Here is a 16,233-nt window from a genome sequence, read left to right as displayed (position 1 = left end):
GAAAAATTTGCCCTAAGCCAGGTGCACTAAAACACAATTCCGCCCTACTTTTGGTGTACAATTCCCAACCAACATTTTTAAACAGTAAGCATTATGAAAAAATCTACGCTCAAGTTCGGCTTCCTGCTGGCTTTCCTGTGCTCGGCAACTGTGTCGATGGCGCAAACCACCAACTACAATACTATCGGCCTCATTGGTACCGCCACTGCGGGCGGTTGGACCACGGAAACCGGAATGACGCGCACAGTAGCGGGCGGTCATGATTGGACCCTCACCTTGCCCCTGACTGCAGGCGAAGCCAAGTTCCGGGCCAACAACGACTGGAACGTAGCAAGCTGGGGTGCCGCCACTTTCCCTGCCGGGACTGGCAGCACCCAAAACGGTCCTAACATTCCGGTATCGCCGGCCGGCCGTTACACCGTGCGCTTTAACGATGTTACCGGTGTTTACTCGTTCTCGGTGGCTACCGCTACCAAATCGGCCAGCGCTGCTATCCTGAAAATGGCCGTTTCGCCGAACCCGGCTTCGGGCACGGCCAGCGTATCGTACGAGCTGCCCGCTACGGCTACGGCCGCCATCACGGTGCAGAACCTGATGGGCCAGTCGGTGCGTGAGTTCTCGGCTGTGCGCCAGAACGCTGGCCTGCAGAGCCAGAACCTGCCCCTGCAAGGCCTCGCCGCAGGTATCTACCTGGTGAAGCTCGAGACGGGTGCCCTGACCCAGACTACCCGCCTGGTGGTAGAATAGTGTTTGCCGCCCGGGCTTGATACAGCCCGGCGTTTTAGTCGCCCCCGCCCCTACCGGAAACGGATGGAGCGGGGGCGATTTTATTTGCGGGCAGCCAATACTTCGCGCACCGGCGTCCAGCGGATTTCGGGGTAGCGGGCGTTATCGAGCGGGGCGAGTTTGGGCCGGCCCGTGAACATGTTGTGCAGGTACTGCATGCCCTGCCAGGGCGGAAACACGTCGTCGGAGGCGGGCATGAGGGTTTTGGTTACTTTTATCATCGTGGCCAAAACCCACAGGCCGCCTACGCGCAGCAGCTTGAAAGGCGTGCCGGTGGCGGCGGTGGCGGCTTTCTGCAAGCCGCGGATGCTGGCTACTTCGCCGGCCACGCGCAGGTAGCGGGGCGTGGTGGCGTCGAGGGCGGCAGCGGCCGTGAACTCGGCGGTGTTGGCGATGGTGGTGAAATCGAGGGGCTGGTCGGCATCGCCGTAGTACAGTACTCGCTTCATTCCGAAGAGTACTACCGGGGCCTGCCCGGTGAGCAGGTCGGTGAACATGCCGTTGAGGATGGATGTGGCCTGGATGGGGGCTTGGTCGAGCCGCTGGTTGAACTCGCGGCGTAGGTCGAGGTTGCGGTTGGAGCCGGCGGGGAGCTTGGTGTAGTCGATGCAATAGTCGGAGGGGATGAAACGGGGCACGCCGGCGGCCACGGCCGCATCGAGCAGGCGCTTTTGGGTGTCTACAATCACCTCGCGCAGGCCGGAGAGGGCCGATACCACGCAGGCCGCGCCCGCGCAGGCCTTAGTGAGAGCCGTGACGCTGTTGAAATCGACGGTGGCTATTTCGGCCCCGAGGGCCTGCAATTCAGTCACTGTGGGCTTGGTGTTGCCCGGGCGAACCAGCGCCCGCACAGCGGCGCCGCGTTTCAGCAGCTCCCGGGCGATGCGGAAGCCGAGGTCGCCGGTGGCCCCGGCCAGCACGATGGGGGCCGGCGCGGGCGGCAGGATGGATGGGTAGGTTGCCAAAACGAAGCCGTGGTGGAATTGCTGGGTGAAACCTGTGGGCGGGAGGCGGGGCGTTGCCAGCACGCCGGGGGTAAGCTATGCCCGAACCGAATTTTTCCAGCATTACTGTTTTTCCGCGTGGTGGTTGCCTTCCAGCCCCACCAGGCAGCGCGCGGGGCTGTTGCCAACGGCTTCGGATTATCCGGAACGGTGGGATTTTACCGCAAACGTTTTCGTAGATAAATATGCTAACGCCCTAGCTTCTAGGCACACCAGCCCAATACCTTTAGCCACCTATTCGCCCCATTTGGTCGGTTTCTGCCCGGCCACGATGCTCCAGCCGAGTTCGGGTGGCGCTGAGCTGTCTGGTTTCGGCTGATGCGGGCTGCTCCGGTTTCAGCCCCTGCTTTTTCTGGTTTCCCCTTGCCGCCGCTGCTTTTCGGCTGGCCGGCTGGCTACGTGCTTTTCGGCAGGCTGGCCCCTGCCCTCCCCTTCGCCATCACCAACCAAACTCCCACCCCTATGAAGAAACTGCTATCGATACTGCTACTAAGCTGGCTAACGCTGGGCACCAGCCATGCCCAAGACATTTCGCCCTACCTCGCCGGCCAGAATGCCTGGCTGCCCACGGCCCTGGGCACCGCCGTCTACAACGGGCAGCTCGACTACCTGTGGCCGGTGGTGAAGAAGTCGAAGGTGAAGATGGTGCGCATCGGTGGCAATGGGGTGAACTCCAACCTGGTGACCAATGCCCAGTACATCGCCCTTATCGACTCCATCCGGCGCATCGGAGCCGAGCCGATGGTGCAGGTATCGGAGGGGCGCGGGCGCTTCACGGCGGCCCAGGCGGCGCAGGTGGTGCAGTACGTGAACGTGACGATGGGCCGCAACATCCGGTACTGGATTATCGGCAACGAGCCTGATTTGAACAATACCGCGCAGCCCAACCCCGTGTCGGTGGCCGGCGTGGCGGCTTACATCAAGTCATTTGCCTCGGCCATGAAAGCAGTGGACCCGACCATCCTCACCGTGGGGCCGGAAAACGCCTCTTATGGCAGTACCTACATGCCCTCGTTGGTGGGCGGGGCCAACGACATCACCGGCACCGATGCCAACGGGCGCTACTACATCGATGTCATCTCTTTCCACAGCTACGCCTTCAATGGCACGCAGACCCGCAGCGCCGTGCTCACGGCGGCCCAGACACTGACCAACAACGTCACCAACTTGCTGAGCCTGATGGCGGCCGCCAACACCAAGAACAACCGTACTGGGGCTAACGCCCTGCGCTGGGCCCTCACCGAATTCAACATCGACTACGCCAACCCCACGGCCAACACCGTGGAAGGCGTGGGCGTGCATTCCTTCCTGAATGGCCAATATTGGGCCGAGGTGTTTGGGGTGGGCATGAAGTACGAGGGCGTGTCGATGATGCCGTGGTCCATCCACGAGGGCAGCGGGGCGCGCGGGACGGGCGATTTGGGCTACCTGGACGGGCCGACGGCCGCCACTGTGAAGCCTCGCTCGGCCTATTGGCACGAAATGCTGGTGTCGGAAAACCTGCACGGCACCAACCTCAACGCCACCGACAACCAGACCACGGTAAAGGTGCTCAGCAGCACCGATAACGGGACCACGGCCGTGATGCTGCTGAACGAGAGCGACGTGACGGACTATGATTTCACGGTGCAGCTGGACGGGGCCACGGTGCCCGGCACGGCGGCCCTGAAAATCAACGTGCCGGCCGGCATCAATAACTTCTACAACGATAAAATCTACGCGCAGTCGACGCTGGTGCTGCTGTTCAACGCGCAGGGCACGCTCACGCGCAAGATTGTGTACTCGCTGCAACACGCGCAGCAGACCCTGCCGCCGACCTATCTCAGCCCCGGCCACAACGTGACGCTGGCGTCCTTTTCGTCGGACAAGACCTTTACCTGCGTGGCGCCCGAGGCGGTAAATTTCACGGCCTCGGTGCTGGGCGAAGTTACTTCCCTGACCTGGGACTTCGGCGCGGGGGCCACGCCGGCCACTGGCACCGGCCGCGGGCCAATTGCGGTGACCTACGCCACGCCCGGCAACAAAACCATCTCGCTGACGCTGGTGAATGCCGACACCACCATCGTGAATACCAAGGCGAACTACCTGCCCGTGAGCAACTGCATTCGTACGCCCTACCCCGCCACGGTGCCCGTGATTCCGGGCGTAGTGAAGGCCGTGGAGTACGATAACGGCGGCGAGAACGTGGCCTACCACGACACCGAAACGGCCAACCGCGGCGCGGCCGCCGACCCCAATGTGCCCCGCCCCACCGAGGGCGTGGACACCAGCAACAGCGGCGAAGGCCTCGGCGAAGTGGGCTACACGGCCAGCGGCGAGTGGCTGAAATACACGGTGAACGTGCTGCGCACCGGCCTCTACCAACTCCGGGTGCGGGTTTCGACGGGGGCGACTTCGACGGGCTCGCTGCGGCTGGCGGTGAACGACGTGGACCGTACCGGCACGGTGGCCGTGCCCGCCACGGGCAGTTTCGGGACGTACCAGGACGTGGTTATCAACAACGTTTATCTGGAAGCCTCGCCAACGACCACGCTACGGTTCGACATTGTGAGCGGCGGGTTCAACTTCTCGAAGCTGACGTTTGCGGAACAGCCGCTGACGGGCATCGTAGTGAACCGGATGTACAACGGCAGCTCGACTTCGGACGGCTCGACGGATGCCGTGGAGCTGCTCGTGACGCAGGACCACCTCGACATTCGCGGGCTGATTGTAAAGGACTTCGAAACCAACCTGACCAGCGACACCGGCGGCAGGCTTCAGTTCAAGGACAATGCGCTGTGGAAGGATTTGCGCATTGGCACCACCATCGTGCTCCGGCGGCTGACCTCGGGCATCACCGGCTACGCGACGGACGTGGACGCGTCGGATTTCACGGTGGACATGCTGATGGAAAACACTACGTACCTGACGGATTTGTCGGGAGCGGGCCAGAACTTCAACCTGACCAACACCGACATGGTGCTGCTGAAAACCGGCGCGGCCAGCGGCATCGACAACCCGGTGCACGCGCTGGTGTCGAACAACGGCAGCGCCAGTGCCCTCTACACCGGCCTGACGGGCCCGAAGCTGGTGTTCAATGCCATTCTCAATACGGGCTATTTCCTTTACCCGCTGAACCCGGCTCAGAGCACGGCCGACTACAACGGCACCAGCGCGGCTACCTCCAACACCACCACCCGCACCTGGGGCTACGGCTACGGCACGGGCAACAGCAACTACATCAGCACCCTGCGCGGGCTGGCACTCACGCCCCCGACCGTGGTGGTGAACCGGATTTACAACGGCTCGAATGACGGCACCGGCAACCTCGATGCCGTGGAGCTGCTGGTGGTGCAGGACCACCTGGACGTGCGTGGCATGATTGTGAAGGACTTTGAAACCAACGGCACGGCCGACAACGGCGGCAAATACCAGTTCACGAACTCCGCTTTCTGGTCGGATTTGCGCAGCGGCACCACCATTGTGCTGCGCCAGCTGGCCGGCCCCGCCGGCTACGCACCCGACTACGATGCCTCGGATTTTACGCTGGATATGCTGCTGGGCAACACTACGTACCTCACCAACGTGGGCGGCGGCAGCATCTTCAACATCACGCAGTACGATATGGTGATGATTAAGGCGGCGGGGTCGCCGGCGACGGGCGTGGCGGGGGCCATTCATACGTTTGCCACGCGCCTGGCCATGGCCGGCGCGGGCGGCGCTACCATGGCCAACTTCACGGCCGCGCCCAACTACAAAATGGCCGCGCCGGACCTGGACAACGGCGGCAGCCCCAGCAAGTTTGTTTACCCGCTGAACCCCACCCAGACCCTGGCCGACTACAACGGCGCCGGCAAAGCCAACGCCTCGGGCAGCACCGCCCTGAACTGGGGCTACGGCTTCGGCCAGCCTAACATCGACTACATCCAGAGCCTGCGCAACGCCACGACCGGCCCCGATTTGGTGGTGGCCGGCGGCCAGCGCCTCTCGGCCGGCGGCAGCTACAACAGCATCACGGTGCAGCCCGGCGGGTTGCTCACGCTGCTGGGGGCCACCAGCGTGGCCAGCGCCGTACAGGTGCAAACGGGCGGCGTGTTCAGCACCAGCTGCAAGACGCTGACCGGCGCGGCCACCTTCGAGCTGCAAGCCGGGGCCGAGCTGCAAATCTGCGACCCGGCCGGCATCGCGGCCACCGGAGCCACGGGCGCGATTCAGGTGACCGGTAACCGCACGTTTGATGTGGACGCTTCGTACACCTACAACGGCACGGCGGCCCAGCTCACCGGCGCGGGACTGCCCGCCCAGGTGCGCAACCTGACGGTGAATAATTCCCTTGGCCTCACGCTGAGCCAGGGCGTGAGCATCGCGCAGGTGACCCGCCTGCAAACCGGCAACCTGAGCACCAACGGCCAGGCCTTTGTGCTGCTGTCCTCGGCCGCGGGCACGGCCCTGATTGACAATACCGGCGGCGTGGTTACGGGCAGCGGCACCATGCAGCGGGCCGTCACCAGCACCGTGACCGGGCCGGCCTACCGCCATTTCAGCTCGCCGGTGGCCGGGGCCACGTTTGCCAGCCTGAGCATGCCGGGCTTCGTGCCCACGTTCAATCCGGCCTACAATACCAGCGGCACGCCCGGCGCGGTAGCGCCGTTCCCCACGGTGTTTGGGTACGATGAAGGCCGCATTGCCACGGTTACTTCCAATTATGGGGCTTTCGACAAGGGCTGGTTCTCGCCCGCCGATGCCACCGACGTGATGCAGCCCACCCGCGGCTACACCGTGAACGCGCCCGTCACCACCGCGCCCGTGGCCTTCACCGGCACCTTCAATAACGCCGCCCAACCCTCCGGCGCCTTGAACCGGGGCACCGATGCCGACGCCGGCTGGCAGCTGCTCGGCAACCCCTACCCCGCCCCGCTCGACTGGAGCACCGTGGCTCCCGCCCAGCGCCCCGGCCTCGACGCCGCCGCCTACGTGTACCAGAGCACCGGGCACTACGCCGGTACTTACCGCAGCTACGCCAACGGCGTGGGGACCTCGCCGCTGGTGGTGGCCGGCTCGGGCTACTTCGTGCGGGTGAGCACCCCCGGCACGCCCGGTGCCGTGAACCTGACCAACGCCAACCGCGTCACCAGCTTCGCGGCGCAGCCCGTGTTTGGCCGCGGAGTGGCTGATACCCGGCCCCTGTTGCACCTGCAGCTAACCGGCACCACCCTGAGCGACGACGCCTTTCTGTACCTGCAAGCCGGGGCCACGGCCGGCGTCGATGCCGAATTTGACGCCGTGAAGCTGCCCAACCCCAGCGGCCTGGACCTGGCCACTCTGGCCAGCACCCGCCCGCTGGCCATCAACGGCCTGCCCTTATTGGGCGCCGCTGAAGTGGTAGTGCCGCTGCACCTGCGCGTGCCGCAGGCCGGTAATTTCACGTTTGAGGTGGCTGATTTGAATAACTTCGGCTCCACCACGGTGCTGCTGCGCGATGCCGCGACCGGCACGCAGCAACTCCTGGCGGCGGGCACCCGCTACGCCTTCACGCTGGCGACGGCCGCCAGCGGCACCGGCCGCTTCAGCCTCGTGCTGCGCCCGGCCACCGTCACGGCCACGCGGGCCGAGCTGAACTCGACCACTGTGAGTTTGTACCCGAATCCGGCCCACAGCAGTTTCACAGTGCTGCTACCGCCGCTGACCGGGCAGCGCGAGGTGCGCGCCACCTTGTTCAATGCACTGGGGCAGGCGGTGCTCACGCGCACCATTGAGCTGAATGCGGCCGGCGCTACGGCGGAATTCCAGACTTCGGCGCTGGCGGTGGGCGTGTACACGTTGCGCCTGCAAGCCGCGGGCCAGACGCTGACGAAGCGCGTGGTGCTGGAGTAAGCAGAATCAGGCTGGACAGCCAAAAAGAACGGTCATGCTGAGCACAGTCGCAGCATCGCTACCGCATTAGTAAACCCCGTCGGTTGGATTACTCACGCAGTAGCGGTGCTTCGGCTGCACTCGGCATGACCGTTCCTTTTTCGCTCCATTATTAACTCATTTCGAGGGCATTTCTCAGCCGCAATGGCGGAGCTATACGCTGATTTTTCTTTCTTTTTTCCATCCCCAAATTCCCACATCCTATGAAAAAACCACTTCGCAATTCCTTTCAACTCCTGCTAGCCGGGCTGATTCTTGGCGCAGCAGCGCGGCCGGCAGCGGCCCAGGGTGTGCCCGTGAGCACCAATTTTTTCGGCATTAATTACTGGAACAACCAGCCCAATGCCACCATCACGGCCGACCTGAAAACGGCCCAGCTGAAATTCTATCGCATTGGGGGCAACGAGCGCAACCGCAACACCAACCCGGCCCGCGACTGGAGCGTGAAGGAAAACTGGCTGCCGCTGGTGAATTACATCAAGACCAGCCTGAACGGTGAGCCGCTGGTGCAGCTGTCCATCAACCTGACCGATGCGCAGGTGACCACCTGGGTCAACTACTTTACGAGCAACGGGGTGAGCTACTTCGCCATCGGCAACGAGGCCGACCCGGCCCCCGACCAGATGAGCATGACCGACTGGGTGACCAACAACCAGCCCTACCTGGGCCTGAGCTACTACGGTTTCCGCGACCGGTTCAAGGCCATTGCGCGGCTGGTGAAGCAGGCCAACAACAACTGTAAAATTGTGGGCGGCGACTTCCGCCTGTTCTACGACCAGCCGATTTCGCTCTACTATTCCAACTTCATCAGCGACGTGGGCGACGAGTACGTGACAGTGGGCACCCGCAAAATCCCACTGCTCGACACCTTTTCGTTTCATTACTACGACAGCGCCGGCAACCGCGAGCAGGTGCTGGCCAGCCGCTTCGACACCGTTCAGGGCTACCTGGATAATGTGAACACCACCCGCCACGGCATCGACGCGACCTGGACCGACCTGCGCCTGGCCGTGACCGAGGTGAACACCGAGGCCAAATCGACCAGCACCTGGAAACCCTACGACTTCACGGCCGGGCAGTTTGTGGCCACCATGACCAAGCTGGCCCTCGCCAAACGGGCCTTCTGCGTCACGCCGTGGAGCATTTCGGAAAGCAGCAGCGACCAGGGCAGCACCGATTTTTCGCTCTACAATGCCGACAACTCCCGCCGCTCCACCCTGCACCACTTCGCGCTGCTGAGCCAGAACCAGCGCGCCAACTACATGCCCGGCGACCAGGAAACCAACGCCAGCTACGCCAAAGACGACCTCGTGTTCCTGGGCCTGCGCGATGCCACCGGCTACACCGTGCTGCTGATGAACAACTCCGGCACCGCCCGCACCTACAGCATCTCGCTCGACAACACCTACCGCGGCACGGCCTCGGCCCGCATCAAGCTGGAAGGCTACAGCGGCGTGTCGACCGACCTGCGCACGGGCACCATCAACGGCCACATGAGCATCCTCTACCGCCTCACCCCGTCGGGCACCTTCGAGTCGAAAACCTACTACGACGACAACGACGCGGCCCCCGTGCTGCAACGCGCCGCCACCGTGACGGCTACCACCGGAGCCATCACGGCACCCGTCGTAGCCATTTATCCTAACCCGGCCAGCCGCAGCTTCACCCTTGATGGCCTGGCCGGCACGGTGGATGTAACGCTCCGCAGCCTCACGGGGCAGGTGGTGTTGCGGCAGCAACTGGCCGCCACTGCGCCGGTTGATATCAGCCAGCTGGCGGCGGGCACGTACCTGCTCACCGCCATTACCGAAGCCGGGCAGGTGCTGCGTCAGAAGGTGACGAAGGAATAAAATACCTCCTGAGCATAGCGAAGGACCTTATCGCGTTAGAAAAATACTTCTAACGCGATAAGGTCCTTCGCTATGCTCAGGATGACAGGCGCCCTCAGCCCTGCGCCGTCGACTGCCGCGCAAACAGCGTCGATTCCAGCACCACGCTTTGACTGGGGAGCACGCCTTTCTTCTTTTCCACGGCGCGCAGGAGGATTTTGGCGGCTTCGCGGCCGATGTCGTAGGCCGGCTGGGTAATGGTGGACAGCGGCGGGTCGAGCAGGGCGGCGGCTTCGAGGTTGGAGAACCCGATAACCTTAATATCCTCTGGAATACGGCGGCCCAGCTCGTTGCAGACGTGATAAGTGCTAATGGCCAGCCGCTCGACGGAGGCAAACACGCCGTCGATATCGGGCCGGCGCAGCAGCAGCTCGCGGATGAGCGCCACGTTCTGCTGGTTGTCCATCACGCCATGCAGAATAAGGTCGGGGTCGGCGGCGCGGCCGTGGGCCGCGAGGGCATCGAGGTAGCCCTGCAGCCGGAACTGACCGATGGAGAGGTTGTTGGAAATAAGCAGGTGCGCGATGTGCCGGCAGCCGGCCCGAATGAGGTGCTCGGTGGCCTGGTAGCCGCTTTCGTAGTCGTTGGTGGTGACTTTGGCCGTGGCCACTTCGGCGCACACGCGGTCGAAAAACACGATGGGAATGTTGGCCTCGCGCAGGCTTTTGATGTGGGCGAAATCCTCGGTCCCGCTGGCCACCGACATCAGCAGGCCATCGACCCGGCCGCCTTTGAGGTGCTGCACGATGGAAACTTCGCGGGTGTAGTCGTCGTGGGTGAGGTAGATGAGGACGTGGTAGCCGGCCTGGCGGGCGGCTTCCTCTATCCCATTGATGGCCAACGCAAAAAAATGGTTGGCCACTTTAGGAATGACCACGCCGATGGTCTTGCTGATGTTGCGGCGCAGGCTGCTGGCGTAGGCGTTGGGTTCGTAGTGGCGGGCGGCGGCCAGGGCGCGCACCCGCTGCTTAGTGGCTTCGGATACTTCGTGGCTGTCACGCAACGCCCGCGACACCGTGGCGATGGACATGTTCAGCTCTTCGGCCAGCGACTTCAGGTTCACGGGCGTCATGGGGGAGGGTGGCTTTGGAACAGAGAAAAGGGAGTGCAGCCTTTTTGGGGCTGATGAATGTCAGATGAATGTCTGGCAAGTTACAAAGCCCAACCGCTAACCGCCCAAAACGGCCCGATTTGCTGCAAACGTTTACGTAAATAAAGGCCTGCTATTGCATTAGATAGCAGATTACAATCCGGTAATTCGCAGAGCAAAGCCCCGGTTTTAAGCTCCTCTATTGCGCTCCAGGTTTGCATCCGTCCCGATGAGCACGCCCTTCGCGCCGTGCACCGGCCGGCTTCGTCTCTCCTCTGTCACCAAACTCCCACCCCCAATATGATGGTCACTTTACGACTTGATTTCCGGCGCTGCCTGCGGCCCCTGGTGCTGCTCCCAGCCCTGAACCTGGGCCTCGGCCTGCACCTGGCCTCGGCCGCCGAACTGGCCCCCACCCCCCGCGCCATGCGGGCCGACATCACGATTACGGGCCGCGTAGTGGACGAAAAAGGCGCGGGCCTGCCCGGCGTCAACGTCATCGTGAAAGGCACCAGCAACGGCACCCAGACCGATGCCGACGGCCGCTACAGTATCAAAGCCGCCGACAACGCCACCCTGATTTTCACCTTTGTGGGCTATGCCGCCAAGGAAGAAGCCGTGGGTGGCCGCACGGCCATCAACGCTTCGCTGGCGCCCGATGCCAACGGGCTGGAAGAAGTGGTGGTGGTGGGCTACGGTGCCCAGGAGCGCAAGATGCTGGCCACGTCCATTTCCACTATTTCGGCCAAAAGCGTGGAGCAGGTGCCGGTAGCCTCGCCCGGCGAAGCCTTGGTGGGCTTGGTAGCCGGCGCCCAGATTACGGAGCCCTCGGGCGAGCCGGGCAGCACGGCCACCATCCGCATCCGCGGGCTGGGCTCGATTTCGGCCGGCAACAGCCCGCTGTACGTGGTGGACGGCTACCCGCTGAACAGCGCCGACAGCTTCAACCAGATTCCGCCGTCGGATATCCTCTCTATTCAGGTGCTGAAGGACGCGGCGGCCTGCGCCATTTACGGCTCGCGCGGCGGCAACGGCATCCTGATTGTGACCACCAAGCGCGGCGTGGCCGGCCAAACCCGGTTTTCGGCCAACGTATACACCGGCGTGCAGAACGTGTCGAAGAAAATCGACCTGCTCGACGGCCCGCAGTACCTGGACTACCTCAAAGAAGCCCGCACCAACGGCGGCGGCACCATTCAGCCCTCGCTGCAGGCCGACCCCAGCACCTACGCCAACACCGACTGGCAGGACGAAATTTTCCAGACCGGCCACCAGTCCAACTACCAGGTGTCGGCCTCGGGCGGCGGCGAAAACTCGCGCTTCTACATCAGCGGCGGCTACTTCACGCAAACCGGCATTGTGAAAGGAACGGGCTTCGACCGGTTCTCGCTGCGGGCCAACTACGACGCCCAGCTGTCGAAAAAGCTGAAGCTGGCGGTGAGCTTCGCGCCCACCTTCTCGCGCACCGACACCAAGCCGCTGTCGGGCAGCTTCAACAACGCCAGCTTCAACGGCGCCAATAACCAAATAGCCGCCGTAACCAGTGCCCTCATTGCGCCGCCCATTTTCCCGGTGCACACGCCCAACGGCGACTACGCCGGCGTACTGAACATGTTCCCGAACGTGGCGCCGGCCACCGGCACGGCCATCAGCGTGGGGCTGTTCAACCCGGTGGCGCCGCTGGACCTGTACCAGGACCGCACCATGCAGGCCCGGGCCCTCAATACGTTGGCGCTGGACTACAATGTCTTCAAGGGCTTGACGTTCCGCACCAACCTGGGCGTGGAAGTGCTGGCCAACCGCCGCAACTGGTACGTGCCGGCCACGCTGCCGTCCAACAACCAGGCATCGGCCAACATCAACAACCCGCTGCTGACGAACATCGACGCCCGCCAGCTCAACAACACCAACTTCAACTGGGTGTGGGAAAACACGCTGAACTATAGCCGCACCATTGGCCTCAACCACAGCGTGACGGTGCTCGCGGGCTACTCGGCCCAGCGCAACACCAACGAGGGCAGCAACGTGTTTGGCCAGAGCGGCACCTACACCAACAGCGCCATTGAGTACGCCACGGCGGCCGGCCAGCTCTTCGGCTCGGCGGCCTACAACGCCAACGCCCTGACGTCGGTGTTCGGCCGCTTCGACTATGCGTTCAAGGACCGCTACATCGTGACGGCGGCCGTGCGGACGGACGGCTCCTCGCGCTTCGGGCCCGACAAGCGCTACGCCACCTTCCCGTCGGTGGCCCTGGCCTGGCGCGCGGGCGAAGAGGACTTCATCAAGCAGTTCCCCACCATCAGCGAGCTGAAGCTGCGCGCCAGCTACGGCGTGACCGGCAACAACAACATCGGCGACTACTCCTACCAGAGCTACCAGACGGCCGCCAACTACGTGTTTGGGGCCAACGCCGGCGCCCGGTCCTTCGGCTTCGCCCCCAACGGCGTGAGCATCCGCGACCTGACCTGGGAAACCAACACGCAGGTAGACGCCGGCTTTGACCTCGGCCTGTTCCGCGACCGCATCTACCTGACGGCCGCCGTGTACCAGCGCAACACCACCGACCTGCTGCTCAACCGCAACGTGCCGTCCATCATCGGCTTCACCAACCGCACGCTCACCAACGTGGGCGAGGTGCGCAACCGCGGCCTGGAGTTCCAGCTGAACACGGCCAACATTCAGGGCAACGCCTTTACGTGGAGCACCGCGGCCAACCTGTCGTTCAACCGCAACCAGGTGATTGCCTTGGGCGGCCCCACCGACCAGATTGTGTACGACGCCGTGTTCGGCTATACCAGCTCCATCCGGGTGGTGCCGGGCCAGCCGCTGGGTTCGTTCTACGGCTACAAGCAGATTGGCGTGTACAAGGACCAGGCCGACGTGGACGCCAGCGCCAAGTGGGCGTCGGGCGGCTCGGTGCCCGGCGACCTGAAATTTGCCGACATCAACGGCGACGGCAAGATTGACTCGCAGGACATCACCAAGCTCGGCTCGCCGTTCCCGGACTTCACCTACGGCATCCAGAACACCTTCGGCTACAAGGGCTTCTCGCTGGCCATCACGCTGCAAGGCTCGCAGGGCAACGACATCCTGTACGCCGGCGACCGGTACGTGAACAACTTCCCCGGCTCGGCCAATGCCCGCACCAACGTGCTCGACCGCTGGCACTCGCCCTCCGACCCCGGCAACGGCTGGGAGCCCCGCGCCACGTCGTCGGCCCCGTCGTCGCTCACCTCGTTTAGCTCGCACTACATCTACGACGGCTCGTTCCTGCGCCTGCGCACCGTGAACCTGCGCTACAACCTGCCCAAAGGCCTGGTGGGCAAATTCGGGATGGACAACGCCAGCGTGTACGTAGCGGCCCAAAACCTCTACACCTTCACCAAGTACTTCGGCTACAACCCCGAGGCCAACCTCTACGGCAACACCACCGCCCCCACCTACGGCGTGGACCAAGGTTCCTACCCCATGGCCCGCACCATCACCATTGGCGCCACGGTCGGCTTCTAGCACGTCAATCAAGCAACGGGCGCGCCGCGATAAGCGGAGTTTGACGGCCTGATTGATACTTCCCAACCCTTGAATCATTCCCACCATGACTTTCAATAAAATCCTCACCGGCGCCAGTTTCGCCGCCCTGCTGGGCTCGGCCTCGCTGGGGCTGACCTCCTGCAACAAGGACTTCATCGACCTCAACGACCCCACCCGCATTCCCACGTCGGAATCCTACCAGGACTCGTCCAGCATTGCCACCGGCGTCACGGCCGCGTATTCCTCCCTGCAGGACGTGTACGGCAAGGCGGGCAGCAACATTGGCCTGTTCGTGTTCAGCGAAGTGCCCTCCGACAACAGCCAGGCCGTGGTAGAAGGCCAGGGCCTGGGCGAGTTCGACTATTTCAGCCTCACCTCGGGCAACGGCCGCCTGCAAAGCCAGTGGACGGTGACCTACCGCGGCATTGCCCGCTGCAACATCATCATCAGCCGGGCGCCGGGCGTGAAGCTCACCACGGCCCTGCGCAACCGCTACATCGCGGAAATGAAGTTTATCCGGGCACTGCAGTATTTCAATGCCGTGCGGATATGGGGCGATGTTCCGCTGGTGACTGGCGAAATTGTCAGCGTGGCGGACGCGTATAAGTTCGGCCGCACGCCGGCCGCCGACGTGTACGCGCAGATTGAGAAAGACCTCACCGATGCCGCCGCCGACCTGCCCAACGTGTACCCTACCAACACCTCGGTGCTGGCCAACAACAACCCCGGCCGTGCCACCAAAGGCGCCGCCCGCGCGCTGCTGGCCAAGGTGTACCTCACCCAGAAGAAGTACACCCAGGCCCAGGCCACGCTCAGCGCGTTTCTGACCGACTACGACAACGCGACCAACTACCGCCTGCTGCCCAACTACGCCGACATCTTCGCGATTTCCAACGAGCTGAATGCCGAAATCATCTTCGCGGTGCGCTACTCGAAGGGCGGCTTTGGCACGGGCAGCCCCTTCACCAACTACTTCGCCCCGCTGGCCGCGCAGGCCGGTGGCGGCCAGGGCTTCCAGTACAACTCGGTGCGCAAGGACCTGGTGGACGCCTTCACGGCCAGCGGTGCGGCCGACACGCGCTACAACGCCGAGACCGGTGGCCCCGTGACGGTGGGCGGCGCGTCGGTGTACTACACCAAAAAATACTTCGACACGCCCACCACCGTGAACGACTCGGACAACGACTGGATAGTGCTGCGCTTCGCCGACGTGCTGCTCATGTACGCCGAGGTGCTGAACGAGCTGAACCGTCCCGTCGACGCCATTCCCTTGGTGAACCGGGTGCGCGTGCGCGCCGGCCTCGCGGGCCTGCCCCTCACCCTCGACCAGCCCACCACGCGCCTCGCCATTGAAAACGAGCGCCGCCTGGAGCTCAACATGGAAGGCCACCGCTGGTTCGACCTTGTGCGCACCGGCCGCGCCGTTGATGTGATGAACACTCACTTCACCAAGTACGCTATTCGGAACAACGGCAGCGCCTCGGGCCCCATCGTCCAGATTGACGCGCACAACCTGCTTTTCCCCATTCCGATTCAGGAAATTCAAACCAACCCGATTCTGACCCAGAACCAGGGCTACAACTAGCAGCATGGTGAGTAAGTGAGGTGGTGAAGACTGGCAAAGCACCGCAAGGCCACTGCAATGGCCGGTGTAGCGCTGGCTTTCACCACCTTCGCTTTTACGACGAGTTTATTTTTCCTTCAATTATGACCCTCCCCCTCCCGATGAAGCTGCTGACGGCCCTGTTGTTGGGCGCGTTGGGCTTGCTGGCCGCACCAACGGCCCGGGCCCAGAGCAGCCTTATCCAGAATGCGCCGGCGCGGCGCGTGCTCAGCCTCAACGGCCGCTGGAACTACATCATCGACCCCTACGAAAACGGCTTTTACGACTACCGCCGCGAAGCGTTCGATAAGTCGGCCAGCGGCAAGGGCGGCTACTACGACAACCAGAAGCCCAGCACCGCCCAGGAGCCCGAGCTGATTGAGTACGACTTCGACCACTCGGCCGCGCTGCAGGTGCCCGGCGACTGGAATTCGCAGG

General features: G+C 63.4%; 7 protein-coding genes and 1 pseudogene. 6 read left to right on the top strand and 2 right to left on the bottom strand.

What is annotated here, in order from left to right:
- Positions 1 to 93 precede the first annotated feature (93 nt).
- Positions 94 to 747, top strand: coding sequence for a T9SS type A sorting domain-containing protein (locus ACYU7Q_RS13155; protein WP_460609899.1), 654 nt, complete (start codon positions 94 to 96; stop codon positions 745 to 747).
- 80 nt (positions 748 to 827) lie between these two features.
- Here ACYU7Q_RS13155 and ACYU7Q_RS13150 read toward each other — a convergent pair whose 3' ends face one another.
- Positions 828 to 1,814: an NmrA family NAD(P)-binding protein gene (locus ACYU7Q_RS13150; protein WP_460609898.1), complete on the bottom strand. Its 987-nt coding sequence runs from the start codon at positions 1,812 to 1,814 to the stop codon at positions 828 to 830.
- Positions 1,815 to 2,252: 438 nt separating this feature from the next.
- Here ACYU7Q_RS13150 and ACYU7Q_RS13145 point away from each other — a divergent pair, with 438 nt between their 5' ends.
- Both ACYU7Q_RS13145 and ACYU7Q_RS13140 read left to right on the top strand, forming a co-directional pair.
- Complete coding sequence (locus tag ACYU7Q_RS13145) at positions 2,253 to 7,643, top strand: carbohydrate-binding protein (protein ID WP_460609897.1); 5,391 nt, start codon at positions 2,253 to 2,255, stop codon at positions 7,641 to 7,643.
- Positions 7,644 to 7,885: 242 nt separating this feature from the next.
- Positions 7,886 to 9,532, top strand: coding sequence for a T9SS type A sorting domain-containing protein (locus ACYU7Q_RS13140; protein ID WP_460609896.1), 1,647 nt, complete (start codon positions 7,886 to 7,888; stop codon positions 9,530 to 9,532).
- A gap of 94 nt (positions 9,533 to 9,626) precedes the next feature.
- Here the strand turns inward: ACYU7Q_RS13140 and ACYU7Q_RS13135 are convergent, their stop codons facing one another.
- A complete protein-coding gene (locus tag ACYU7Q_RS13135) occupies positions 9,627 to 10,643 on the bottom strand; it encodes a LacI family DNA-binding transcriptional regulator (protein ID WP_460609895.1) in 1,017 nt (338 codons plus the stop codon).
- Between the two features lie 318 nt (positions 10,644 to 10,961).
- On the opposite strand from ACYU7Q_RS13135, the gene ACYU7Q_RS13130 reads away from it, so the two are divergent.
- The 3 genes and pseudogenes from ACYU7Q_RS13130 to ACYU7Q_RS13120 form a co-directional block, all read left to right on the top strand.
- Positions 10,962 to 14,171: a SusC/RagA family TonB-linked outer membrane protein gene (locus ACYU7Q_RS13130; protein ID WP_460609894.1), complete on the top strand. Its 3,210-nt coding sequence runs from the start codon at positions 10,962 to 10,964 to the stop codon at positions 14,169 to 14,171.
- Between the two features lie 85 nt (positions 14,172 to 14,256).
- Entirely contained in the window at positions 14,257 to 15,777 is a 1,521-nt protein-coding gene (locus ACYU7Q_RS13125; protein WP_460609893.1) for a RagB/SusD family nutrient uptake outer membrane protein, read from the top strand.
- A gap of 122 nt (positions 15,778 to 15,899) precedes the next feature.
- Positions 15,900 to 16,233 (top strand): annotated as a pseudogene (locus tag ACYU7Q_RS13120) (hypothetical protein); the annotation flags it as partial.

Source organism: Hymenobacter terrigena, assembly GCF_054776515.1.
Note: the sequence above shows the minus strand (reverse complement) of the source record. Positions and strands in the feature narration are given on the sequence as shown.

What these genes read in the sequence shown, in the direction of transcription:
- ACYU7Q_RS13140 (WP_460609896.1), top strand. Translation starts at nt 7,886, where the DNA reads ATGAAAAAACCACTTCGCAATTCCTTTCAACTCCTGCTAGCCGGGCTG.
- ACYU7Q_RS13135 (WP_460609895.1), bottom strand. Translation starts at nt 10,643, where the DNA reads ATGACGCCCGTGAACCTGAAGTCGCTGGCCGAAGAGCTGAACATGTCC.
- ACYU7Q_RS13155 (WP_460609899.1), top strand. Translation starts at nt 94, where the DNA reads ATGAAAAAATCTACGCTCAAGTTCGGCTTCCTGCTGGCTTTCCTGTGC.
- ACYU7Q_RS13125 (WP_460609893.1), top strand. Translation starts at nt 14,257, where the DNA reads ATGACTTTCAATAAAATCCTCACCGGCGCCAGTTTCGCCGCCCTGCTG.
- ACYU7Q_RS13145 (WP_460609897.1), top strand. Translation starts at nt 2,253, where the DNA reads ATGAAGAAACTGCTATCGATACTGCTACTAAGCTGGCTAACGCTGGGC.
- ACYU7Q_RS13130 (WP_460609894.1), top strand. Translation starts at nt 10,962, where the DNA reads ATGATGGTCACTTTACGACTTGATTTCCGGCGCTGCCTGCGGCCCCTG.